The sequence below is a fragment of the Pseudomonas sp. R28(2017) genome (assembly GCF_002112505.1).
Lineage (GTDB): Bacteria > Pseudomonadota > Gammaproteobacteria > Pseudomonadales > Pseudomonadaceae > Aquipseudomonas.
This window is the reverse complement of record NZ_NEHW01000002.1, coordinates 320,444-344,285: the sequence shown is the minus strand read 5'-3', so window position 1 is coordinate 344,285 and position 23,842 is coordinate 320,444. Positions and strand designations below refer to the sequence as shown.

Genomic DNA, 23,842 nt, shown 5'->3' with positions numbered 1-23,842 from the left:
CGCCAGCCTTTGGTTTTGCGCGAAACCAGCGACTCAGATCTCCAGAATCCCCGAGGCCATGAACCCGCCGTCCACCGGGATCACATGCCCGCTGATGTACGACGCATCTTCCGACGCCAGAAACGCCACCGCCCCGGCCATCTCCGCTGGTGTGCCGTAGCGCCGCAGCGGCACCGCCCGGGCGTACGACTCGCGGGTCGCCGCCGAATGCAGGGTGCGTGTCAGCGGCGTGTCCACCGGCCCTGGGGCGATGCCGTTGACGGTGATGCCATGCTCGGCCAGTTCGATGGCCATCTGCCGAGTCAGGCCGATCACCGCCGCCTTCGACGTGCCATAGGCGGTGCGCCCCATGCTGGCGCGCATGCCGCTGATCGAGGCGACGTTGATGATCCGCCCCCAGCCCTGCTCGCGCATCAGCTTCGCCGCCTGCTGGCTGCACAGCAAAGTGCCGGTGAGGTTGACGTTCATCAGCCGCTGCCAGCCCTCCAGTTCAGTGTCGAGGAACGGCTGGGTGCGGGCGATGCCGGCATTGTTCACCAGCACGTCGCAACGCCCGCAGCGCTCACGCAGGGTGGCGAACAGCGCGCTGATCGAGGCGGCGTCACCAATGTCGATGGCCAGGGCCAGGGCATCGATGCCCTGGGCCTGCAGGCCGGCGACCATCTCCTCGGCGGCGTTGAGGTTGATGTCGGCCACTACCACCGTGTGGCCGTCATGCCCCAGGCGTTCGGCGATGGCCGCACCGATGCCCATGGCGGCACCGGTCACCAGGGCCACGCGTCCGTGGGCAGATACAGGCAGAGTCGTTTTCGCAGCTTGGCTCATGTCAGGGCTCTCTCAGAGGAAACCGATGGAAATCCACGGGAAACAGGCAACGATCGCCAGCGCCACCAGCAGCGCGCCGAGGTAACCCCAGACGCGGCGGATGACGTGGTCGGAAGAGGTCTTGCTGATGGCGCAGGCGGCATAGAACCCAACCCCCAGCGGCGGTGCGAACAGCCCCACGCCCATGGCCAGGATCACCACCATGGCGTAGTGCACCGGGTGAATGCCCAGCAGCTCGGCCAGGGGGAACATCAGCGGGCCGAACAGCACGATGGCAGGGATGCCCTCCAGCACGCTGCCAAGGATCAGGAAAGTGAGGATGGTGACCACCATGAAGCCGATGACGCCGCCGGGAATGTCCTCGATCAGCTCCACCAGCGACTGCGAGAAGCCCGACTGGGTCAGTGCCCAGGCCATCGACGAGGCCATGCCGATGATCAGCAGGATCGCTCCCGACAGCGCCGCTGCCTCCAACAGCATCGGGTACAGCCGGCGCCATTCGATATGACGCATGAACAGGTGCATCACCAGCCCCACCAGCACCACGTAGGCAACGCCGATGGTCGACACTTCGGTGGCGGTGGCCGCCCCTTCCAGCACCGCCACGCGAATCAGCAGCGGCAGCGCCAGCGCCGGCAAGGCGATCAGGAAGGTCTTGGCCACCCGCGACAGCGGCGCACGCTCGATCGCCGGGCGCTCATCCTTGCGCGAGCGCCACCAGCACACCACGGCGATGGCCAAGGTGGCCACCACCGCCGGCATCAGCCCACCGATGAACAGCGCAGTGATCGACACGCTGCAGACTGCGCCGATGGTGATCAGCACCAGGCTCGGCGGAATGGTCTCGGTCATCGCCCCGGTGGCCGACAGCAGCGCCGCCAGCTCTTCGGGCTTGGAGCCTCGGCGTTTCATTTCCGGGAACAGCGCCGGGGCCACGGCGGCCATGTCAGCGACCTTGGAGCCGGAGATCCCCGACACCAGGAACATCGCCCCCAGCAGCACGTACTGCAGGCCGCCGCGCACATGGCCGAGCAGCGAGGCCATGAAGTCGATCAGCGTGCGCGCCATGCCCGACAGCTGCAGCACCACGCCCAGCAGCACGAACAGCGGCACCGCCAGCAGCACCATGTGCGACATGCCTTCATCCATGCGCCCGACCACGATCGACAGCGGCGCATGGGTGGCCAGCGCCAGGTAGGCCATGGTCGCGGTGCCGAAGGCGAAGGCGATGGGGATGCCGCCGAACACGCAGGCGCCCAGCAGCACCAGGAAGAACACCACCAGGTTGTAGTTGCCCATGGCCGCCAGCAATGGCTGGGCCAGCCACAATGCCGCCGCTACCGTGCCGACCACGGCCAGCCCGGCCATGAACTGGCGCACGGTCGAGTAACGCGCCATGCGCGCCACCGCCGCCAGCAGCATCAGCACCGCGCCCACCGGCAAGGCCGCCGCGCGCACGCCGTCGGGGATGCCCAGCGCAGGGGTGGTGATCCACATCTGCTCGTGGGAATGCTGCATGGCAGGCGAGATGATCATGGCCACGAACAGGCAGACGATCAGCGCCGACAACGTCTCGCTGAAACCGCGCCAGGCGTCGGGCAGCTTGTTCACCAGCGCCGACATGCGCATGTGCTCGCCACGGTCCAGCGCCAGCACCGCGCCGAACATCGCCAGCCAGATGAACAGCGACGACGCCAGCTCGTCGGACCAGATCAGCGGGCTGTGCAACACGTAGCGGGCAATCACCCCCGCCAGCAGTACGAAGGTTTCGATCACCATCAAGGCGACCGCGATCACCCCGACCAGGCGCATGGCCCAGCTGTTGAGGCAGATCAGCACCCGGGCCGGCAGGCGCTGCGAAACGGTGGAGGCCGGTAGCGCTGGGGCGCGCATCATGCCAGCTTCCCGGAATATTGCTCGAGGATGGCCCAGGCCTGGTCGCCGAACTTGTCGTGCCAGTCGGCGTAGTAGTTGGCGCTGCGCAGCTTGTCGCGGAAGGCATCGGCGGGCGCTTCCACCAGCTCCAGGCCTTGCCCCTTCAAGGTGTCGCGGGTGCTGCCTTCGAGCTTGGCGAGGTCTTCGCGCTGGCCCATCACCGCCGCGTCGATATGCTTGCGCAGAATCGCCTGCATGTCCGCCGGCAGGCGGGCGAACGAGGCGCTGTTGCCGAGCATCCAGAAGCCGTCCCACACGTGGTTGGTCAGCGAGCAGTACTTCTGCACCTCGTACAGCTTGGCCGAGGACACCAGGGTCATGGGGTTCTCCTGGCCTTCGACGATGCGCGTCTGCAGCGCCGAGTACACCTCGGCGAAGTTGATGCTGGTCGGCGCCGCTTCCAGGGCGCGGAAGATCGACATGATGATCGGGCTGGGCGGCACCCGCAGTTTCATGCCGCGCAGGTCGTCAGGGCTGGCCACCGGCCGGGTGCTGGTGGTGGTGACGCGAAAGCCGTTGTCCCACATGCGGTCGAAGGCGAACAGCGTGCCGGTCTTGGCGATTTCGCCGCGCACATGCTCGCCGAGCGCGCCGTCCATGGCGCTCCACACCTGCTGGTAGTCCTTGAAGGCGAAGCCCACGGCGCTGATCTGCACCGACGGCACCATGGTGCCAAGGATCACGGGCGACAGCGAGAACAGGTCCACCGCGCCGGAGCGCACCTGGGCCAGGGTGTCGGTGTCGCTGCCCAGCTGGCTGCTGGGGAACACCTGCACGGTCAGCGCGCCGTTGGTTTCTTCCTTGATCGCCTTGGCCATGGCCCGGGCCCGCACGTTCATCGGGTGGCTGATGGGCAGGTTGTTGGCGAACTTGAGTTTGAAGTCGGCAGCGCGGGTGTTGCTGCTGTACAGGCCCAGGCCGGCGGCGGCGACTGCGGCCGATGCCATGGAAGCCGTCTTGATGAAGGAACGGCGGGTGAAATCGCTCATGAAGCTCTCCTGACCTATTTGTTCTTATTGATCGAGTTGGGATACGGCGATGGTGACAGTGACATAGCAATTGGGGTGCCACCCTTGCCCGGCTAGGCGAAATGGCCCTCACGCAAGCCTGAATCAGGGCCTAAGCCACTGATTCACAAGGCATCAGCCATTGAATACGACGGTGTATCAGATTGTGATGCGGGGCCAGTGGCGCTCTTCGGGGTGTAACAGGTGTCTCCCTGAACTGTCGCCCAGGCCTTCAAGGCGACACCTGTAGCACCCACCTGCTACCTGCCGACACCCTCGCACAGGCCCACAAAGGCACGGCGCAGACGCGTTGCCAAGGGGCTGGCACCGTTCTTGCCATCGACCTCGCAAACCCATCGAGCGAGGACTCACCTCATGGATTCACCCCTGATCAGCGGCTGGCACCACGCCCCTTTCGGCAAGTTTCCCGACATCGACCCCGAGCACATGCTGGCCGACGCCGCCCTCGGCGCACTGGCCCATGCCAGGCTCGACCCTGAGCAGATCGACTCGGTGCATGTCGGCCATTTCAACGCTGGGTTCCTGTACCAGGACTTCCCTTCCGCGCTGCTCGCCAACCACATCCCGGCGCTGCGCTTCACCCCGGCGGTACGCCTGGAAAACGCCTGCTCCACCGGCTCCGCAGCCATCCACTCGGCCTTGCAGGCAGTGCTCAGCGGCCAGTCCCGGCACGCACTGGTGGTCGGTTTCGAGAAGATGAACAGCCTGCCCACCGCCGAGGTCGGCAAGATCCTGCTCAAGTGCTGCTACACCCGTGAGGAGGCGGCCATCGAGAGCGGCTTCGCCGGGGTGTTCGGCAACATTGCCAGCGCCTACTTCGAGCGGTACGGCGACCAGTCCGACGCGCTGGCGATGATCGCTGCCAAGAACCACGCCAACGGCGCCCTCAACCCGTACGCCCACATGCGCCGCGACGTCGGCTTCGAGTTCTGCCGCACACCTTCGGAAAAGAACCCCTTCGTCGCCGGCCCGCTCAAGCGCAGCGACTGTTCGCTGATCAGCGACGGCGCCGCCGCGCTGGTGATCAGCCGCGCCGACCAGCACAACGGCGCTGGCCCGGCCGTGCGTTTTCGGGCGGCGGTGCAGGTCAACGACTACCTGCCGCTGTCACGCCGCGACCCCACGGTGTTCGAGGGCGCGGCGCGGGCCTGGCAGCAGGCGCTGGCGCAGGCACGGCTGACCCTCGACGACCTGTCGCTGGTAGAAACCCACGACTGCTTCACCATCGCCGAACTGCTCGAATACGAGGCCATGGGCCTGGCCGAACGCGGCCAGGGCGCACGGGTGATCGCCGAAGGCATCAGCCGCAAGGACGGCCGGCTGCCGATCAACCCGTCCGGCGGGCTCAAGTCCAAGGGCCACCCGATCGGTGCCACCGGCGTGTCGATGCATGTGATGGCGGCGATGCAGCTCAGCGGCCAGGCCGGCGACATGCAATTGCCCCGCGCCGACCGGGCCGGGGTCTTCAACATGGGCGGCGCGGCCGTCACCAACTACGTGAGCATCCTGGAGGCCGTGCGATGACCGGTATCGACAACGTGATGAACCTCGGTGAGCTGCTGGCCCAGGTGGCCCGCCGCCTGCCCGACCAGCCTGGCTTCATCCGCGGCGAGCAGACGGTGTCGTGGCGCCAGCTGCTGCAGCGTGTCGACAGTGTTGCCGCCGCCTTGCGTGCGCGGGGCCTGGGCAAAGGCGACCGGCTGCTGGTGCATGCGCGCAACAACCTGCAACTGTTCGAAAGTGCCTGGGTGGCGTTCCGTCTTGGCGTGGTCTGGGTGCCGACCAACGTGCGCATCACCCCGCCTGAGGCCGCCTACCTGGGCAGCTCCAGCGGCGCTGTGGCGATGCTCTATGACGAAGGCTTCGGCCATTACGTCGACGCCGTGCGTGCGGCCTCCCCGGCCTTGCAGACGGTGATCGCCATCGGCAGCCCACGCAGCGGCGAGCTGGGCTACGACGCCTTGCTCGATGAAGGCGCGCCGCTGCAAGCCGCCTTCCGCCCGGCCGAGGTGCACTATCACGACCCGTTGTGGTTCTTCTACACCTCCGGCACCACCGGCCACCCCAAGGCCGGCGTGCTCACCCACGGCCAGATGGCCTTCGTGGTCAACAACCACCTGGCCGACCTGATGCCCGGCCTAAGCCAGCAGTCACGTTCGCTGGTGCTCGCCCCGCTGTCCCACGGCGCAGGCATCCACGCCCTGGTCAACGTCGCCCGCGGCGCAGCCTGCGTGCTGCCAGCCGGCGAACGGCTGGACTGCGACGAAGCCTGGCAGCTGGTGCAGGAGCACCGTATCGACAACCTGTTCACCGTGCCGACCATCGTCAAGATGCTCACCGAAGACCCGGCCGTGGACCGCTATGACCACAGCAGCCTGCGTTATGTGATCTACGCCGGCGCGCCGATGTACCGCGCCGACCAGTGCCACGCCCTGCGCACCCTGGGCAAGGTGCTGGTGCAGTACTACGGCCTCGGCGAGGTGACCGGCAACATCACCGTGCTGCCGGCCGACTGCCACGACGCCGAAGACAGCCCGCAGGCCAAGGTCGGCTCCTGCGGTTACCCGCGCACCGGCATGCAGGTGGCGATCCTCGACGAGCACGGCGCCGAGTTGCCGACCGGCAGTGACGGCGAAATCTGCGTGCGCGGCCCGGCGGTGTTCGCCGGCTACTACAACAACCCTGAAGCCAACGCGGCGTGCTTCCGTCATGGCTGGTTCCACACCGGCGACCTCGGCCATGTCGACGACCAGGGTTACCTGTTCATCACCGGCCGCGCGTCGGACATGTACATCTCCGGTGGCTCCAACGTCTACCCACGGGAAATCGAAGAAGCGCTGCTGACACACCCGGCGGTCAACGAAGTGGCGGTGCTGGGCATGCCCGACGAGAAGTGGGGCGAATGCGGCTGCGCGGTGATCGTCACCACCGGCGAGGTCAGCGACGAACAGCTGCTGGCCCACCTTGAGCCGCGCCTGGCGCGCTACAAGTGGCCCAAGCGTTTCGTGCGCTGGCATGAAATGCCCAAGTCCGGCTACGGCAAGATCGTCAAGAAACACATCCGCGCCCTGCTCGAAGCGGGCCAGGAGCAGCCGGCATGACCCCGCACTTCGAAACCCATGGCGGCGTGCGCCATTTCATTCACGGCGGCCTGCCGCAGCAGCCACGCCTGCTCGACTGCGAGGTGGCGCACAGCCAGGAACTGCGCGTCGAGCTGCCGCTGGCCTGCAATGTCGCCGAAGGCCTGCTGGCCGTGCTGCACGGCTGCCGCTACCAGAGTGCGGTGGGGCGCATCCTCTGCGGCGGCGCGGCGCACCTGAGCTACCACCGCATGGTCACCACCCGCGATAGCCAGCGCCCCTACGATTACGGCCAGCCGGTGGTGCTTGACGGCTACATCACCTTCATCAGCGGCGCCCTCACCGTCGGCCGCGATGCCAGCGGCGCGCCGCTGCTGCACTGCCACGCCGGCTTCATCGACCGCGACGGGCAGCAGCACGGCGGCCACCTGGTGCTCAACCGGCTGATCGTCGGCAGCGAACCGCTGGTGCTGCGCCTGTGCCTGTTCGACCAGGTGGCCTACCAGGTGCAGCCGGATGCCGAAACCCAGTTCAACCTGCTGCACCCCGTGCTCAAGGAGGCCTCATGACCCTTGCTCCACTCAGCGCCGAGTCCCAGGTACAGAGCGGCCAGCTAGGCCGCCTGGTGATCGCCCGGCTCAAGCCCAACGAAGACATCATCGACAGCGCCGAGGCGCTCTGCGCCAGCCACGGCATCAGCTGCGCCGTGGTCCGTGGCGGGCTTGGCAGCCTGATCGACGGCGCCCTGCACTACCTGGGCCGCCAGGGCATGCAGGACATCCACGTGCCGGGCCCGGGCATCGAGATCCTCAGCCTCAGCGGCGAGGTCAGTGCCGGGCAGAGCCGCCTGCAGGCGGTGCTGGCCGATGCCGCCGGCAACATCTTCGCCGGCCGCCTGCAGCGCGGCCGCAACCTGTCGTTCATCACCGTCGAGCTGACCTTGCAGGAATGGCTGCCCGACTGACCCACCCTGCACCACGCCCTTTGCGCCCGGCAGTTTCGGGCGCCCTTTCGCCTTCAGGAAAACAACAATGACAAGAAAGCCACGCGCGCCCCTGTACCTGCTCACCGCCAGCACCTTTGCCCTGCCCGCAGCTCAGGCCGCCTTCATCGAGGATGGCAAGGCCAACCTCAACCTGCGCAACTACTACTTCAACAACGATTTCCGTGACCGCCCAGGCGCGGCGGGGCAAAGCAAGACCGCCGAATGGGCCCAAGGCTTCGTGCTCGACTACAAGTCCGGTTTCACCGATGGCACCGTCGGCTTCGGCCTCGATGCCTTGGGCATGCTCGGCGTGCGCCTGGACGGTGGTGCCGGCAACCACCGCGGCAGCTCGATGATCCCCGACGACAGTGATGGCAGCGCCGTGGACGAATGGAGCCGGCTGGGGCTGACCGGCAAGCTGCGCTTCTCACAGACCGAGGCGCGCTACGGCACCTTGCAACCGAAGCTGCCGATCCTGGTGGCCAACGACGGCCGGGTGCTGCCGCAAACCTTCGAAGGCGGCATGCTCACGTCCAGGGAAATCGACGGCCTGACCCTGATCGGCGGTCGCCTGGAGCACACCACCGGCCGCGGCTCGACCAACCGCTCGGGCCTGGCCGTGGCAGGCGGCACCCGTCAGAGCAACGAGTTCCTCTTTGCCGGCGCCGATTACCAGTTGACCCGCGACCTCAAGCTGCAGTACTACGCCGCGCAATTGCAGGATTACTACCTCCAGCACTTTGCCGGCCTGGTGCACACCTGGGCGCTGGCCGACAACCAGTCGCTGACCACCGACCTGCGCTACTTCAAGACCGATGCCGACGGGCGCAACGACTCGGCCAGCGGCCGCGCGGCGGGCTACCAGGTCAGTGGCCTGGGCGATACGCCGGGCAAGATCGACAACGACACCTGGAGCGCCATGTTCACCTACGCCATCGGCGGCCACGCGGTACTGCTCGGCCACCAGCGGGTGTCCGACAGCGGCAACTTCGTCCAGCTGAACCAGGGCAATACCGGCGAAGGCGCCGCCGGGGCGAGCATCTACCTGTTCACCGACCGCCTGGTGACCAGCTTCACCCGTGCGGGCGAGCGCACCACCTTTGGTCAATACAGCTACAACTTCGCCGCGCTGGGCGTGCCGGGGCTGGTGGCTTCGGTGGCGTACCTGAAGGGCACCAACATCCGCATGGCGTCCGGGGGTGACGAGAAGGAATGGGAGCGTGATATCGCCCTGGACTACGTGGTGCAGAGCGGGACGTTCAAGGGGCTGGGCTTTAGCTGGCGCAACGGCATGCTGCGCAGTGGGGTGCCCAGTGAATGGAACCAGGATCAGAACCGGCTGACGGTGAGCTATTCGGTGCCGCTGTTTTAGCATTGAGAATGCCGGGGCCGCTCTGCGGCCCCGGCGATTTCAGCTGTTTTGCGCCCCTTCAAACCAGGCCAGCTTCTCACGCAGTTGCACCACTTCCCCGACAATCACCAGAGTCGGCGCATGCACTTCATGCTCGGCCACCAGTTGCGGCAGGTCCGCCAGGGTGCCGGTGAACACCCGCTGATTGCGCGTGGTCCCTTGCTGCACCAAAGCAGCCGGCGTACTGGCCGCCCGCCCGTGGCGAATCAGCTCGGCACAGATGGTCGGCAAGCCCACCAGCCCCATGTAGAACACCAGGGTCTGGGCCGGTGCCACCAGGTCATGCCAAGGCAGGTTGCTGGTGCCATCCTTGAGGTGGCCAGTGACGAAGCGTACCGACTGGGCATAATCACGGTGAGTCAGCGGAATCCCACCATAGGCGGAACAACCACTAGCCGCAGTAATGCCCGGCACCACCTGGAACGGGATACCCTGCTCGGCCAGCTCCTCGATCTCTTCACCACCACGGCCAAAGATGAACGGGTCGCCGCCCTTGAGGCGCAACACCCGCTTGCCCTGCTGGGCGAGGTCGACCAGCAGGCGGTTGATCTGGTCCTGCGGTACGGCATGGTCGGCGCGGCGCTTGCCCACGTAGATGCGCTCGGCATCACGCCGGCACATCTCGATGATGGCCGGTGCCACCAGGCGGTCGTACAGCACCACATCGGCCTGCTGCATCAGGCGCAAGGCACGGAAGGTCAGCAAGTCCGGATCGCCCGGCCCTGCACCCACCAGGTACACCTCACCACCCTGCTGCACCGGCGCACCGTCGACCATCGCCTGCAACAGGCGTTCAGCCTCCGCGCCCTGCCCGGCCAGCTGGCGCTCGGCGATCGGCCCCTGGAACACGGTTTCCCAGAAGCCCCGGCGCTGGTTGACGTCCGGGTACAAGGATTTGACCTTGTGCCGGAAGCGCGCAGCCAGCCCGGCCAGTTCGCCATAGGCCGACGGGATCCAGGCTTCCAGCTTGGCGCGGATCAGCCGCGCCAGCACCGGGGCGTCACCGCCACTGGACACCGCAATCACCAACGGTGACCGGTCGACGATCGCCGGGAAGATCACCGTGCACAGGGCCGGCGCATCCACCACGTTGACCGGCAGGCTCAGCGCCTGCGCATCGGCCGACACCTGGGCGTTGAGCCCAGGGTCGTCGGTGGCCGCGATCACCAGCCGGCAGCCGACCAGGTCGGCCGCCTGATAGCCACGCACCAGCACCTCACCGCCACCTTCCCGGGCCAACGCGGCCAGCTGGCCGTCGACGTCCGGCGCCACCACGCGCAGCGCGGCGCCGGCATCGGCCAGCAGGCGCGCCTTGCGCAGGGCGATCTCACCGCCGCCGACGACCAGTACCCGGCCGCCCTGCAGCTTGTGGAACAGCGGCAGGTAATCCATTTAGCGGATGACCTCGACGCCGCCCATGTACGGCTTCAGCACCTCTGGTACACGGATCGAACCGTCGGCCTGCTGGTAGTTTTCCAGCACGGCCACCAGGGTACGGCCTACGGCCAGGCCGGAGCCGTTGAGGGTGTGCACCAGCTCCGGCTTGCCGGTTTCCGGGTTGCGCCAGCGGGCCTGCATGCGGCGCGCCTGGAAGTCACCGCAGTTGGAGCAGGAGCTGATTTCGCGGTACTTGTCCTGGCTCGGCACCCACACTTCGAGGTCGTAGGTCTTCACGGCGCCGAAGCCCATGTCGCCGGTGCACAGGGCCAGGACGCGGTATGGCAGCTCCAGCAACTGCAGCACGCGCTCGGCGTTGGCGGTCAAGCCTTCCAGGGCTTCCATCGACTTGGACGGCTCGACCACCTGCACCATCTCGACCTTGTCGAACTGGTGCTGGCGGATCATGCCGCGGGTGTCACGGCCCGACGCACCGGCTTCGCTACGGAAGCACGGGGTGTGGGCGACCAGCTTGAGTGGCAGCTGCTTGGCGTCGAGGATCTGCTCGGCGACCAGGTTGGTCAGCGACACTTCGGCCGTCGGGATCAGGTAGAAGTCGGCTTCGCCTTCGCGGGTGATCTTGAACAGATCTTCCTCGAACTTCGGCAGCTGGCCGGTGCCCTGCAGGGCCGGGGCCTGCACCAGGTACGGGGTGTAGTGCTCCTCGTAGCCGTGCTCGCCGGTGTGCAGGTTGATCATGAACTGCGCCAGGGCGCGGTGCAGGCGGGCGATGGGCCCACGCAGCACGGCAAAACGCGCGCCGGACAGCTTGGCCGCGGCTTCGAAGTCCAGGCCACCGCTGATTTCGCCCAGGGCGACGTGGTCCTTGATCTCGAAATCGAAGGCAGCCGGCGTGCCCCAGCGGCGCACTTCGACGTTGTCGTCTTCGCTGGCACCGACCGGCACGCTGGCGTCCGGCAGGTTGGGGATGGTCAGCAGGATGCCGTCCAGTTCGGCCTGGATACCGTCCAGTTCGCTCTTGCCGGCAGCCAGTTCGTTGGCCATGCGCTCGACGTCAGCCATCAGCGGGGCGATGTCCTCACCCTTTGCCTTGGCCTGGCCGATCGACTTGGAACGGGCATTACGCTCGGCCTGCAGCTGCTCGGTGCGGGTCTGCACCGCCTTGCGGCGCTCTTCCAGTGATTCGATGCGCGCGACATCCAGGCTGAAGCCACGGGAGGCCAGGCGATCCGCCACTTCCTGAAGTTGGCCGCGTAACAGTTTGGAATCGAGCATATCGTTCTCTCGTTATGTGTAGGTGTTGGTTCAGAAACGGGTCAGGGACAGGCCGGCCCAGGTGGCCAGAAGCCCGCCCACCACGCTGATACTGGTATAGCCCAAGGCGAGTGGCACTTGCCCACTTTCGATCAGGCGCACGGTATCGAGCGAGAAGGAGGAAAATGTCGTCAGGCCGCCAAGAAAGCCGACGATCAGGCCGGCGCGCAGTTCGACCGGCGCCAGCGGCTTGTGCAGGAACAGGCCGTACAGCAGGCCGATCAGCAGGCAGCCGACCAGGTTGACCGCCAGCGTACCGACATAGAAGTGCCGTGGCCAGTGGGCCGCGACCCAGTTCGCGGTGGCGAAGCGCAACAAGGTACCGGCAATGCCGCCCGCGCTGACCGCGGCGATCAATGCAATCACGGCTTTCTCCGTTGGCGGGGGCTGTTGCGGTCAAGCTCGGCCAGGTGGCGCAGCTTCTCGCCGATCTTCAGCTCCAGGCCTCGCGGCACGGGCTGGTAATACTGGCGCGGTTCGAGTGCTTCCGGGAAGTAATCCTCGCCCGCGGCATAGGCGTCGGGCTCGTCGTGGGCGTAGCGGTATTCTTCGCCGTAGCCGAGTTGCTTCATCAGCTTGGTCGGGGCATTGCGCAGGTGCAGCGGAACTTCCAGCGAGCCGTGTTCGGCAGCTTCGCGCAGGGCGGTCTTGAAGCCCACGTACACCGCATTGCTCTTCGGCGCGCAGGCGATGTAGGTGATGGCCTGGGCCACCGCCAGCTCGCCTTCCGGGCTGCCCAGGCGCTCCTGCACGTCCCAGGCGGCCAGGCACAGGCTCAGGGCACGCGGGTCGGCGTTGCCGATGTCCTCGCTGGCCATGCGCACCACGCGGCGGGCGATGTACAGCGGGTCGCAGCCGCCGTCGAGCATGCGCGCGAACCAGTACAGGGCGCCATCGGGGTTGGAGCCGCGCACCGACTTGTGCAACGCGGAAATCTGGTCGTAGAACGCCTCGCCACCCTTGTCGAAGCGGCGGCGGCTGTCGCCGAGCAGGCTTTGCAGCATCTCGACGTCGATCTCGCTGCCATCTTCGGCCAGGTCGGAGGCGTTCTCGAGAAAATTGAGCATGCGCCGGCCATCGCCATCGGCGGCGGCCATGAGCATCTTGAAGGCGTCGTCGCCGACCCGCAGGTTGCGCTTGCCCAGCCCGCGCTCTTCGGTCAGCGCGCGATTGACCAGCTTGCGCAGCGCCGCTTCGTCGAGGCTCTTGAGCACGTATACCCGCGCCCGTGACAGCAAGGCGTTGTTCAGCTCGAACGACGGGTTCTCGGTGGTCGCACCGATGAACAGCAGCGTGCCGTCCTCGACGTAGGGCAGGAAGGCATCCTGCTGGGACTTGTTGAAGCGGTGCACTTCGTCGACGAACAGGATGGTGCGCCGGCCGTACTGCCCCGCCTGCTGCTTGGCCACTTCGACCGCCTGGCGGATCTCCTTGACCCCGGCCAGCACGGCCGAGACCGTCTCGAAGTGCGCATCGCAGAACTGCGCCAGCAGCCGCGCGAGGGTGGTCTTGCCCACCCCCGGTGGCCCCCAGAAGATCATCGAGTGCAGCGCACCCTGCTCCAGCGCCTCGCGCAGCGGTTTGCCACGCGCCAACAGGTGCTCCTGGCCCACGTACTCGTCCAGGTTGGACGGGCGCAGGCGGGCGGCCAGCGGCTGGGCGACGGGTTCGCTTCGAAACAGGTCCATGGCGAGCTCTGCTTACTCCTTGATGACGTCGGCGCCCTTGGGGATGTCGAACCTGAACTGGCTGTCCGGCACCGCCTGGTTGGCCTTGACGCCATTGAACAGGATGTTGGTGCGCTGGCCGACGCTGTCGACCAGCTGCATGTCATTGATCAGGCCCCTGCGGAACGACACGCGCAGCGAGTCGAACAGGGTGTCCTTGGTCTTCGGCTTGAGGGTGAAGTCCATCACTTCGCCCTGCTCCTTGGAGGTGATGTCGAAGCTCTGGCTGATCTTCGACACGTCACCGGACAGCAGCAGTGCCGGGGTCTGGTTCAGGCGCTGGTCGAGCTTCTTGATGGTCGCCTGCTCCAGGTCCGGGTCCCACAGGGTGACGTTCTTGCCGTCCGACACCACCACCTGCTCCTGCGGCGCATTGGTGTGCCAGTAGAACAGGCCCGGGCGCTTCACGGTCATCTTGCCGGACGTTTCCTGCAAGCTGGTGCCGCCGGCGTCCAGGGTCAGCTGGGAGAAGTTGGCCTCGATGGTCTGGGATTTTTCCAACAGCTGGGTCAGGCGTTGTACGTCTTGCTCACCGGCATAAGCAGTAACCGAGCCCAGGGTCAGGGCAGAAACCAACAGCATGCGAATCGCGCGCATGGGAATCCTCATTGAGCATTGAAAAGGCCGGGCGCCACCGTTGGCGCCCGGCAAGGTGTTCATCAGTCGCGCGGGCCGCCCGGGGCAATCACTTCCCGCGAGCCGTTGCTGTTCATTGGGGTGACCACGCCGGCCATCTCCATCGACTCGATCATCCGCGCCGCGCGGTTGTAGCCGATCTTCAGCTTGCGCTGCACGGCCGAGATGGACGCGCGGCGGCTTTCCAGCACGAACTGCACGGCCTCATCATACAGCGCATCGGTTTCGGCATCGTCACCATCGCCACCACCGCCGCCACCGCCATCGAAGCCGCTGCCGGCTTCTTCGACGCCGTTGAGGATGTCGTCGTTGTAGTCTGGCGCGCCGCGCAGTTTCCACGCTTCGACCGTACGGTGCACTTCATCGTCCGAGACGAACGCACCGTGCACACGAATCGGCAGGCTGGTGCCCGGCGGCATGTACAGCATGTCACCGTGGCCGAGCAGCTGTTCGGCGCCGCCCTGGTCGATGATGGTCCGCGAGTCGATCTTGCTCGACACCTGGAACGCCATGCGGGTCGGGATGTTGGCCTTGATCAGGCCGGTGATCACGTCCACCGACGGGCGCTGGGTAGCGAGGATCAGGTGGATACCGGCGGCCCGCGCTTTCTGGGCGATACGGGCGATCAGCTCTTCGACCTTCTTGCCGACGATCATCATCATGTCGGCGAATTCGTCGACCACCACGACGATGGTCGGCAGGGTCTTCAGCGCTGGTGGCTCGTCGTCCATGCTCTCGCGGCGGTACAGCGGGTCATGGATGATCTCGCCGGCTTCCTGGGCGTCCTTGATCTTGCGGTTGAAGCCAGCCAGGTTACGCACGCCCATGGCCGCCATCAGCTTGTAGCGCCGCTCCATCTCGGCCACGCTCCAGCGCAGGGCGTTGGCGGCGTCCTTCATGTCGGTGACCACCGGGCACAGCAGGTGCGGGATGCCCTCGTAGATCGACAGTTCGAGCATTTTCGGGTCGATCATGATCAGCCGCGCGTCTTCCGGGCTGGACTTGAACAGGATCGACAGGATCATCGCGTTGACCCCCACCGACTTACCGGAACCGGTGGTACCGGCCACCAGCAGGTGCGGCATCTTGGCCAGGTCGGTGATCACTGGCTTGCCGCCGATGTCGTGGCCCAGGGCCAGGGTGACCGGCGACTTCTGCTCGTCGTACTGCGGCGTGGCGAGCACTTCCGAGAAGCGCACCATCTGCCGGTTCTCGTTGGGGATCTCGATACCCACGGTGGTCTTGCCGGGGATCACTTCGACCACCCGCACACTGGTCACCGCCAGGGAGCGCGCCAGGTCCTTGGCCAGGTTGGCAATGCGGCTGACCTTGACGCCCGCAGCGGGCTGGATTTCGTAACGGGTGATCACCGGGCCCGGGTGGATGGAGTCCACCGACACTTCCACGCCGAACTCCTTGAGCTTGATTTCCAGCAGCTGGCCGACACCGGCCAGGGACTCTGGCGAGTACTCGATCTTCTTCTGTTCGGCCGGGTCGAGGATGGAAATCGACGGCAGGGTACCTTCCACGGCGCTGTCGACGAACAGCGGCGCCTGTTTTTCCTTCATCACCCGCTTGCTCGGCTCCGGCGCCCTGGCCGCGGCCGGTGGCACGATGGTCGGGGCCGTTGCAGGCGGCTGCTCACGTGGCACGACAGGCTCGCGGGCGAGGGTTGGCTCACTGCGCACCAGAGGCTCAAGGGCGAGGGTCGGTTCACTGCGCACGACTGGCTCACGGGCAAGGGTCGGTTCACGTGGTTCAACGGGCTGGGCCGTTGCCTCTTCACGCTTGAAGATGCGCTCGCGCAGCGCCGGCTTGGCCGGCTCGCGCTTGTCGGTGGCCTTCGGCGCCTGGTCGAACTTCGAGTCGAACACCGGATCGTCGACTTCGCGCAGTTGCGCTTCCAGGCGCTTGCGCTCGTTGCGCGCTTCCCACCAGCGGCTGGCCGCACCCTGCACCAGCTCGAACAGGTCGAGGGTGATCTTGCCGGTCATGTCCATCACCTTGAACCACGACAGGTCGGTGAACACGGTCAGGCCGAACAGGAACAGGGCGATGAACATCAGCGTGCTGCCCTGCACGTTCAGCAGGTTGCGCGCCAGGTCGCCGAGGCTTTCGCCCAGCGCACCGCCCGCGGAAAACGGCAGGCTCGCCGACGGGTGGAAATGGATATGCGCCAGCGCCGCGCCCGACAGCACCAGGAACACCAGGCCGATCAGCCGCCAGGAGAACAGCCAGCCGCTCCACTGCCACGGCTGGTGCCGTTCGCGGAAGATCTGCCAGGTCTTGATCGCCAGCAGCAGCGGGAAGATGTAGGCGAAATAGCCCAGCACCATGAACAGGATGTCGGCGAAGTACGCCCCGGCACGCCCGGCGGCATTCTGCACCTGGTCGACGTTGCTGGTGTGGCTGAAGCCCGGGTCCGACGTGTCGTAGGTCAGCAGTGCCATCCACAGGTACAGGCACAGCGCGCCGACAGCGATCAACGCACCTTCCTTGAGGCGGTAATGCAGCTGCTGGCGCCACAGGGGCACGGGCAAAGGAGCTGGAGTTGCGGTGGATTTCTTCAAAACGCGTCTATTCCTGCGCGTGCTGCGCGTCCAGTAGTGATCGGCCGGCGTCTGGCCAATGAACCACTACTTTTAACATTACTGCCCGCCAGCCGCCATGACGGCGCGCCGTATGGAGCTTGAGTGGGGGCGACTTTCGTATAGGTGCAATTTGAGCACGCATTTTCTTTCGTGACAAAGGCTTATGCTGTGTTTTTGCACAGGTGTGACAGCAAATGTAGCGGATGGTGCCTATGGTTTCATGAATGTGTAGGAAATTGCCTATTCTGCTGCCCGCCAATGACTCTTGACCCTGCCAGCATTGACCCCGCAAGCCCTGCGCGCCATGCTGCCCTCTCCCCTCCCCCACCGCACGATAGACCATGCTCACCTGGCTGACCCGCGACTCGCTGACCTTCCCGCCCCTGGAAAAGGCCCTGCACGACCCCAACGGCCTGCTCGCCGCTGGCGGCGACCTGAGCCCCGAGCGCCTGGAGCAAGCCTACCGCCATGGCTGCTTCCCCTGGTACCAGGACGGCCAGCCGATCCTCTGGTGGTCGCCCGACCCGCGCACCGTGCTGTTGCCGCACGAGCTGCACGTCTCACGCTCGCTGGCCAAGCTGATGCGCCAAGGCCGCTACCAGGTCAGCTTCGACACCGACTTCCCGGCGGTAATTGCCGCCTGCGCGGCGCCGCGCGACTACGCCGACGGCACCTGGATCACCGACACCATGCGCGATGCCTACTGCGAATTGCACCGGCGCGGCATCGCCCACTCGGTGGAAGTGCGCGAGAACGGCGAGCTGGTCGGCGGCCTGTACGGCCTGGCCATCGGCCAGCTGTTCTTCGGCGAATCGATGTTCAGCCGCGCCGACAATGCCTCCAAGGTCGGCTTCGTGACACTGGTCGAACATTTGCGCCAGGCCGGCTTCGTGCTGATCGACTGCCAGATGCCGACCAACCACCTGCACAGCCTTGGCGCCCGCGCCATCAGCCGCGCCCGCTTCGCCGACTACCTGGCACGGCACCTCGACCAGCCCAACAGCGCCAGCTGGGTTTGCTAGGCGAGTTCTGCCAGCTGGCTTACACTTAAAGCAACGTCTCACCGAGGGGGTTGATCATGACAGAGTTGGCGCGGTTGAAGTTCTATGCCACTCAACCCCACTCCTGCAGCTACCTGCCGGACGAACAGGCCACCACGCTGTTCCTCGACCCCAGCCAGCCGATGGACGTGCACGTGTATGCCGACCTGTCGGAAATGGGCTTTCGCCGCAGTGGCGATCACCTGTACCGCCCGCATTGCCAGAACTGCAATGCCTGCGTGCCGGCGCGCATCCCCGCCGCGCGCTTCATTCCCAACCGCCAGCAACGGCGCATCCTCAAGCGCAATGCCGACCTGACCGTGACGGCCGCTCGCCCGGCGTTCAAGGAAGAATATTTCGACCTGTACCGGCGTTACATCGAGACCCGCCATGCCGATGGCGACATGTACCCGCCGAGCCGCGACCAGTTCTCCACCTTCCTGGTCCGCGACCTGCCGTTCTGCTGGTTCTACGAGTTCCGCCTGGAAGGCCGTCTGCTGGCGGTGGCGGTGTGCGACCTGCTGCCCAACGGCCTGTCGGCGGTGTACACCTTCTACGAACCTGAAGAAGAACGCCGCAGCCTCGGCCGCTTTGCCATCCTCTGGCAGATCACCGAGGCCCTGCGCCAGGACCTGGAGGCGGTCTACCTGGGTTACTGGATCAAGAACTGCAAGAAAATGAACTACAAGACGCAGTATCGGCCTATCGAGTTGTTGATAAACCAGCGCTGGGTCACCCTCAACTGAAAGCATTGGCTTGACACACAGTTTTCGGGCATAATCCACGCCACTTTTTTGCCCGGTGCGGTTATGCGTCGGGCCAACACTGGATCCGAGGGCTCTACTGCATGTCGAAAGAAGACAGCTTCGAAATGGAAGGTACTGTCGTCGACACCCTGCCCAACACCATGTTCCGCGTGGAGTTGGAAAACGGGCACGTCGTAACCGCGCACATCTCCGGAAAGATGCGCAAGAACTACATCCGTATTCTCACTGGCGACAAGGTCCGCGTCGAACTGACGCCATACGACCTGAGCAAGGGCCGCATCACCTACCGTGCGCGCTAAGCTCTAGCCATGAAAAAGCCCGGCCAGGTGCCGGGCTTTTTTGTGCCTGTCAGATTGCAGGGGGCTGCTTTGCAGCCCCCTGCGGCTCAGGCAACCTCAGCCGTGGTCTCGAAGTCGAACACCAGTTCGCCATCGCGCAGGTCGACATGCACCACACCACCGTGCTCGGCCAGCTCGCCAAACAGGATCTCCTCGGCCAGCGGCCGCTTGATCTTGTCCTGGATAAGCCGCGCCATCGGCCGTGCGCCCATCTGCACGTCGTAGCCGGAAACCGCCAGCCAGCCGCGGGCGGCATCGCTGACTTCCAGCAGCACGCGCTTGTCTTCCAGCTGCGCCTGCAGTTCGATGAGGAACTTGTCGACGATGCTCTTGATCGTCTCGGTGCTCAGGCGGCCAAACTGGATGATGGTGTCCAGGCGGTTGCGGAACTCCGGCGTGAAGCTCTTGCGGATGACTTCCATGGCATCGGACGCATGGTCCTGATGGGTGAAGCCGATCGAGGCCCGCGCGGCGGTTTCAGCACCGGCGTTGGTGGTCATGATCAGGATCACGTTACGGAAGTCGGCCTTGCGCCCGTTGTTGTCGGTCAGGGTCCCGTGGTCCATCACCTGCAGCAGCAGGTTGAAGACTTCCGGGTGGGCCTTCTCGATTTCGTCGAGCAGCAGCACGCAGTGCGGTTGCTTGGTGATCGCCTCGGTCAGCAGGCCGCCCTGGTCGAACCCAACGTAGCCAGGCGGTGCACCGATCAGGCGCGACACGGTGTGGCGCTCCATGTACTCGGACATGTCGAAGCGCACCAGCTCGACGCCCAGCGCCTTGGCCAGCTGCCGCGCCGCCTCGGTCTTGCCGACACCGGTCGGGCCGGCGAACAGGAACGAACCGACCGGCTTGTCCGGCGACTTGAGGCCGGCACGGGACAGCTTGATGGCGGTGGCCAGCGAGTCGATTGCCGCGTCCTGACCGAACACGGTCAGCTTCAGGTCACGCTCCAGGTTACGCAGCAGCTCCTTGTCGGAACTGGTGACATGCTTCGGCGGAATCCGCGCGATCTTGGCAACGATATCCTCGACCTGCGGCACGTCGATGCGCTTGACCCGGTTAGCCTCCGGCTGCAGGCGCTGGTAGGCACCCGCCTCGTCGATCACATCGATGGCCTTGTCCGGCATGTGTCGGTCATTGATATAGCGCGAGGCCAGTTCGGCGGCGGCGCGCAGGGCTTCGTCGCTGTACTCGATGTTGTGGTGGCTCTCGAAACGGCCTTTCAGGCCACGCAGGATGCCGACGGTGTCTTCCACCGATGGCTCGCTGACATCGACCTTCTGGAAGCGTCGCGCCAGGGCACGGTCTTTCTCGAAGATGCCCCGGAACTCCTGGAAGGTGGTCGAACCGATGCAACGGATTTCACCGGACGACAGCAGTGGCTTGAGCAGGTTGGACGCATCCATCACCCCGCCCGACGCCGCACCGGCACCGATGATGGTGTGGATCTCGTCGATGAACAGGATCGCCTGCGGGCGCTTGCGCAGCTCGCCGAGCAGCGCCTTGAAGCGCTTCTCGAAGTCGCCACGGTACTTGGTACCGGCCAGCAGTGCACCGAGGTCCAGCGAATAGACCACGCTCTGCGACAGCAGGTCAGGCACCTGACCGTCGACGATGCGTTTGGCCAGGCCTTCGGCGATGGCTGTCTTGCCGACACCGGCCTCACCCACCAGTAGCGGGTTGTTCTTGCGCCGACGGGCCAGAATCTGCGCCACGCGCTCGACTTCCTGCTCGCGGCCCACCAGCGGGTCGATACGGCCGGCACGGGCCAGCTCGTTCAGGTTGCTGGCGTAGGCGTCCAGCGGATTGCTCGAAGAGGAGGTTTCGCCACCCTCTTCGTCCTGCATTTCCTGGTCGCTCTCGGCGTGCGAACCATGGCCCGGCACCTTGGAGATACCATGGGCGATGTAGTTGACCACGTCGATACGGGCCACGCTCTGCTGTTTCAGCAGGAACACGGCCTGGCTTTCCTGTTCGCTGAAGATGGCCACCAGCACATTGGCACCGGTGACTTCACGCTTGCCGGAACTCTGCACGTGGAACACGGCACGTTGCAGCACACGCTGGAAGCCCAGGGTAGGCTGGGTTTCGCGGTCTTCGTCGTTGACGGGGATCAGGGGTGTAGTGGAGTCGATGAACTCTTGCAGGTCGTGCTTGAGTTTGTCGAGATTGGCGCCACAGGCGCGCAGAACGGTCGCAGCAGCCTCATTGTCAAGGAGTGCCAGCAGCAGATGTTCGACGGTCATGAATTCATGACGTTTCGAACGGGCCTCCTTGAAGGCAAGATTGAGGGTGACTTCGAGCTCGCGGTTTAACATAGCTTCACCTCATACCCAAGTGGTCGGCGATTAACCGTCCTTCTCGATTTCACAGAGTAGCGGATGCTGGCTTTCCCTGGCGTATTGGTTGACCTGCATGGCCTTCGTTTCGGCGATGTCACGGGTAAACAATCCGCACACTGCCCGCCCTTCGGTATGGACGGTCAGCATGATCTTGGTCGCCAGCTCGCGGTTCAGACTGAAGAACGTTTCGAGCACTTCGACGACGAAATCCATCGGCGTGTAGTCATCGTTGAACAAAACCACCTTGTACATCGGTGGCGCCTGCAGGATCGGCTTGGCTTCCTGTACCGCAAGCCCTGAGCCGTCGTCCTCATTCGATTGCGGGCGATCCTGATTGAATGTTAGTCGAATCTCACTGGGTGCATGCATGGAAAGAATTTCATCATGATCGACAGGTTAAGGTTGTGGGTTGACTGCATTGGCGGCCCCTGGCGCACGCGCCACCTGACCTTGACTATCGGCAAAACGGTGTTACAACCAATAAGAACCCACCGTGGTCGATAAAGATCCGCGCAGTCAACCAGATTTTTCGCATGGTTCGTATGCGGATGAAGTGGATGATACTCCAGTGATGGAGTCCTTTGCAGAGGGACATAGGGATGGCAAGCGGTAAAGTCAAGTGGTTCAACAATGCCAAGGGCTACGGATTCGTCAATGAGGAGGGTAAAACCGAGGATCTGTTCGCGCACTATTCAGCGGTGCAGATGGACGGATACAAGACGCTCAAGGCCGGCCAATCCGTGGTATTCGAGATCATTCAGGGCCCCAAGGGCCTGCATGCGGTCAATATCAGGGACGCCGCTGTTGCTGCCGCCGCGGCCAGCGCCGCAGGCCAGTCCGAGGGCGTAACCGTGCAAGTCTGACCCCTGCTCTCTGCCGGTATACGAAAAAACCGGCCGCTTCTTTAACGGAAGCGGCCGGTTTTCAATTGCCTTACATATGCTTGATCATCGCATCACCAAAGCCTGAACTGCCCACCAGCGTGGCGCCGTCCATCAGCCGCTCGAAGTCGTAGGTCACGGTCTTGGCCGCAATTGCGCCATTGGTGCCCTTGATGATCAGATCGGCCGCTTCAGTCCAACCCACGTGCCGCAGCATCATCTCCGCCGAGAGAATCACCGAGCCCGGGTTGACCTTGTCCTGCCCGGCGTATTTCGGCGCCGTGCCGTGGGTGGCCTCGAACATGGCCACGGTATCTGACAGGTTGGCGCCCGGCGCGATGCCGATGCCGCCCACCTCCGCCGCCAGGGCGTCGGAAAGGTAGTCACCGTTGAGGTTGAGGGTGGCGATCACGTCGTACTCGGCCGGGCGCAGCAGGATCTGCTGGAGCATGGCGTCGGCGATGGCGTCCTTGACGATCACCTCGCGGCCGCTCTTGGGGTTCTTGAACTTCATCCATGGGCCGCCATCGAGCAGTTCGGCGCCAAACTCGTCGCGGGCCACTTCGTAGCCCCAATCCTTGAAGGCCCCCTCGGTGAACTTCATGATGTTGCCCTTGTGCACCAGGGTCAGCGACTCGCGGTCGTTGTCCACCACGTACTGCAGGGCCTTGCGCACCAAGCGCTTGGTACCCTCGCGGGAAACCGGCTTGACGCCGATGCCGCAGTCCTGGTCGAAGCGGATCTTGGTGACGCCCATTTCCTCCTTGAGGAACTTGATCACCTTGTTCGCTTCGGGCGAGCCGGCCTTCCACTCGATACCGGCATAGATGTCCTCGGAGTTCTCGCGGAAGATCACCATGTCGACATCGCCTGGCTTCTTCACCGGGCTTGGCACGCCCTGGAACCACAACACCGGGCGCAGGCACACATAAAGGTCGAGCTGCTGGCGCAGGGCCACGTTGAGCGAACGGATGCCGCCACCCACCGGCGTGGTCAACGGCCCCTTGATCGAAACCACGTAGTCTTTCACCGCATCCAGGGTCTCCTGGGGCAGCCAGGTGTCCTGGTCGTACACCTGGGTGGCCTTCTCGCCGGCATACACCTCCATCCAGGCGATCTTGCGCTTGCCGCCATAGGCCTTCTGCACGGCGGCATCGACCACCTTGATCATCACCGGTGATACATCGACGCCAATCCCGTCGCCTTCAATATAAGGAATGATCGGGTTGTCAGGAACGTTGAGCGAATGGTCTGCATTGACGGTGATCTTGGCGCCGTCGGTCGGAACCTTGATTTTCTGGTATCCCATGCTTGCACTACTCCGCTGTCGGGTGTGATTGGACATCCTGCGATCCAATGAGCCTAAACCACATCCGTCGACCTGCAAGCTGTGAGGGCGGGCTTGCCCGCGAAGAATACCCCGCCGAAGGTGCGTCACTACGCCACATTGCCCCTACGTCTTTGGTCTTATAACTGGCGCCGATGTCACTTCGCCTTGCTGAATAGCCCGATTGGTTTGGTATACTCCGCCGCGACCGAAGGGT

Annotated in this window: 21 protein-coding genes; 9 read left to right on the top strand and 12 right to left on the bottom strand. The window is 64.9% G+C overall.

From position 1 onward, the window contains the following. Window positions 1-33: 33 nt before the first annotated feature. Genes CAF78_RS04310 through CAF78_RS04300 form a run of 3 tightly spaced genes read right to left on the bottom strand, consistent with a single transcriptional unit; the run spans window position 34 to window position 3,749 of the window. The gene (locus CAF78_RS04310) at window positions 34-825 is read right to left on the bottom strand and encodes an SDR family NAD(P)-dependent oxidoreductase (protein ID WP_085674374.1); all 792 of its coding nucleotides are present in this window, start codon (window positions 823-825) and stop codon (window positions 34-36) included. Between the two features lie 12 nt (window positions 826-837). After that, a complete protein-coding gene (locus CAF78_RS04305) occupies window positions 838-2,721 on the bottom strand; it encodes a TRAP transporter large permease subunit (RefSeq protein ID WP_085674376.1) in 1,884 nt (627 codons plus the stop codon). Next, window positions 2,718-3,749, bottom strand: coding sequence for a TRAP transporter substrate-binding protein (locus tag CAF78_RS04300; protein ID WP_085674378.1), 1,032 nt, complete (start codon window positions 3,747-3,749; stop codon window positions 2,718-2,720). Before CAF78_RS04300 ends, CAF78_RS04305 begins: the two co-directional genes overlap by 4 nt. 393 nt (window positions 3,750-4,142) lie before the next feature. Between CAF78_RS04300 and CAF78_RS04295 the strand changes: the two genes are divergently transcribed. The 5 genes from CAF78_RS04295 (at window position 4,143) to CAF78_RS04275 (ending at window position 9,225) form a co-directional block, all read left to right on the top strand. Then, window positions 4,143-5,312 carry an acetyl-CoA acetyltransferase gene (locus tag CAF78_RS04295; RefSeq protein WP_085674380.1) on the top strand — a complete coding sequence of 390 codons (1,170 nt, stop codon included), beginning with the start codon at window positions 4,143-4,145 and terminating at the stop codon, window positions 5,310-5,312. Then, a complete protein-coding gene (locus CAF78_RS04290; RefSeq protein ID WP_085674382.1) occupies window positions 5,309-6,889 on the top strand; it encodes an acyl-CoA synthetase in 1,581 nt (526 codons plus the stop codon). Before CAF78_RS04295 ends, CAF78_RS04290 begins: the two co-directional genes overlap by 4 nt. Next, entirely contained in the window at window positions 6,886-7,437 is a 552-nt protein-coding gene (locus tag CAF78_RS04285) for a hypothetical protein (RefSeq protein WP_085674385.1), read from the top strand. Before CAF78_RS04290 ends, CAF78_RS04285 begins: the two co-directional genes overlap by 4 nt. Continuing rightward, a complete protein-coding gene (locus tag CAF78_RS04280; RefSeq protein WP_085674387.1) occupies window positions 7,434-7,832 on the top strand; it encodes a PPC domain-containing DNA-binding protein in 399 nt (132 codons plus the stop codon). The genes CAF78_RS04285 and CAF78_RS04280 overlap by 4 nt, the downstream gene beginning before the upstream one ends. Before the next feature lie 67 nt (window positions 7,833-7,899). Beyond that, the gene (locus tag CAF78_RS04275; protein WP_085674389.1) at window positions 7,900-9,225 is read left to right on the top strand and encodes an OprD family porin; all 1,326 of its coding nucleotides are present in this window, start codon (window positions 7,900-7,902) and stop codon (window positions 9,223-9,225) included. A gap of 39 nt (window positions 9,226-9,264) precedes the next feature. Here CAF78_RS04275 and cysG read toward each other — a convergent pair whose 3' ends face one another. The 6 genes from cysG to CAF78_RS04245 form a co-directional block, all read right to left on the bottom strand. Then, window positions 9,265-10,656, bottom strand: a complete 1,392-nt coding sequence (gene cysG, locus CAF78_RS04270) for a siroheme synthase CysG (RefSeq protein ID WP_085674391.1) — start codon at window positions 10,654-10,656, stop codon at window positions 9,265-9,267. Continuing rightward, a complete protein-coding gene (serS, locus tag CAF78_RS04265; RefSeq protein ID WP_085674393.1) occupies window positions 10,657-11,937 on the bottom strand; it encodes a serine--tRNA ligase in 1,281 nt (426 codons plus the stop codon). It lies immediately after the preceding gene. A gap of 30 nt (window positions 11,938-11,967) precedes the next feature. After that, window positions 11,968-12,342: a fluoride efflux transporter CrcB gene (gene crcB, locus CAF78_RS04260; protein WP_079227300.1), complete on the bottom strand. Its 375-nt coding sequence runs from the start codon at window positions 12,340-12,342 to the stop codon at window positions 11,968-11,970. Beyond that, window positions 12,339-13,664: a replication-associated recombination protein A gene (locus CAF78_RS04255; RefSeq protein ID WP_085674395.1), complete on the bottom strand. Its 1,326-nt coding sequence runs from the start codon at window positions 13,662-13,664 to the stop codon at window positions 12,339-12,341. The genes crcB and CAF78_RS04255 overlap by 4 nt, the downstream gene beginning before the upstream one ends. Before the next feature lie 12 nt (window positions 13,665-13,676). Then, window positions 13,677-14,300, bottom strand: coding sequence for an outer membrane lipoprotein chaperone LolA (gene lolA, locus CAF78_RS04250; protein WP_085674397.1), 624 nt, complete (start codon window positions 14,298-14,300; stop codon window positions 13,677-13,679). 62 nt (window positions 14,301-14,362) lie between these two features. Beyond that, window positions 14,363-16,909: a DNA translocase FtsK gene (locus CAF78_RS04245; RefSeq protein WP_177408497.1), complete on the bottom strand. Its 2,547-nt coding sequence runs from the start codon at window positions 16,907-16,909 to the stop codon at window positions 14,363-14,365. Window positions 16,910-17,271: 362 nt separating this feature from the next. Here CAF78_RS04245 and aat point away from each other — a divergent pair, with 362 nt between their 5' ends. The 3 genes from aat to infA all read left to right on the top strand — a co-directional run bounded on the left by aat (window position 17,272) and on the right by infA (window position 19,036). After that, window positions 17,272-17,952 carry a leucyl/phenylalanyl-tRNA--protein transferase gene (gene aat, locus CAF78_RS04240; protein ID WP_085674401.1) on the top strand — a complete coding sequence of 227 codons (681 nt, stop codon included), beginning with the start codon at window positions 17,272-17,274 and terminating at the stop codon, window positions 17,950-17,952. A gap of 56 nt (window positions 17,953-18,008) precedes the next feature. Then, a complete protein-coding gene (locus CAF78_RS04235) occupies window positions 18,009-18,716 on the top strand; it encodes an arginyltransferase (protein WP_054886817.1) in 708 nt (235 codons plus the stop codon). Between the two features lie 101 nt (window positions 18,717-18,817). Continuing rightward, window positions 18,818-19,036 carry a translation initiation factor IF-1 gene (infA, locus tag CAF78_RS04230; RefSeq protein WP_002553999.1) on the top strand — a complete coding sequence of 73 codons (219 nt, stop codon included), beginning with the start codon at window positions 18,818-18,820 and terminating at the stop codon, window positions 19,034-19,036. A gap of 86 nt (window positions 19,037-19,122) precedes the next feature. Here infA and clpA read toward each other — a convergent pair whose 3' ends face one another. Together clpA and clpS are read right to left on the bottom strand one after the other, a co-directional pair. Next, complete coding sequence (gene clpA, locus CAF78_RS04225; RefSeq protein WP_085674403.1) at window positions 19,123-21,393, bottom strand: ATP-dependent Clp protease ATP-binding subunit ClpA; 2,271 nt, start codon at window positions 21,391-21,393, stop codon at window positions 19,123-19,125. Window positions 21,394-21,423: 30 nt separating this feature from the next. Beyond that, a complete protein-coding gene (clpS, locus tag CAF78_RS04220; RefSeq protein ID WP_003251220.1) occupies window positions 21,424-21,786 on the bottom strand; it encodes an ATP-dependent Clp protease adapter ClpS in 363 nt (120 codons plus the stop codon). A 230-nt stretch (window positions 21,787-22,016) separates the two neighbouring features. Here clpS and cspD point away from each other — a divergent pair, with 230 nt between their 5' ends. Then, window positions 22,017-22,280 (top strand): cold shock domain-containing protein CspD, encoded by a 264-nt coding sequence (cspD, locus tag CAF78_RS04215; protein ID WP_085674925.1) that lies wholly within the window; start codon window positions 22,017-22,019, stop codon window positions 22,278-22,280. A 70-nt stretch (window positions 22,281-22,350) separates the two neighbouring features. Here the strand turns inward: cspD and icd are convergent, their stop codons facing one another. Further along, window positions 22,351-23,607, bottom strand: a complete 1,257-nt coding sequence (gene icd / locus CAF78_RS04210) for an NADP-dependent isocitrate dehydrogenase (RefSeq protein WP_085674405.1) — start codon at window positions 23,605-23,607, stop codon at window positions 22,351-22,353. Window positions 23,608-23,842 lie beyond the last annotated feature (235 nt).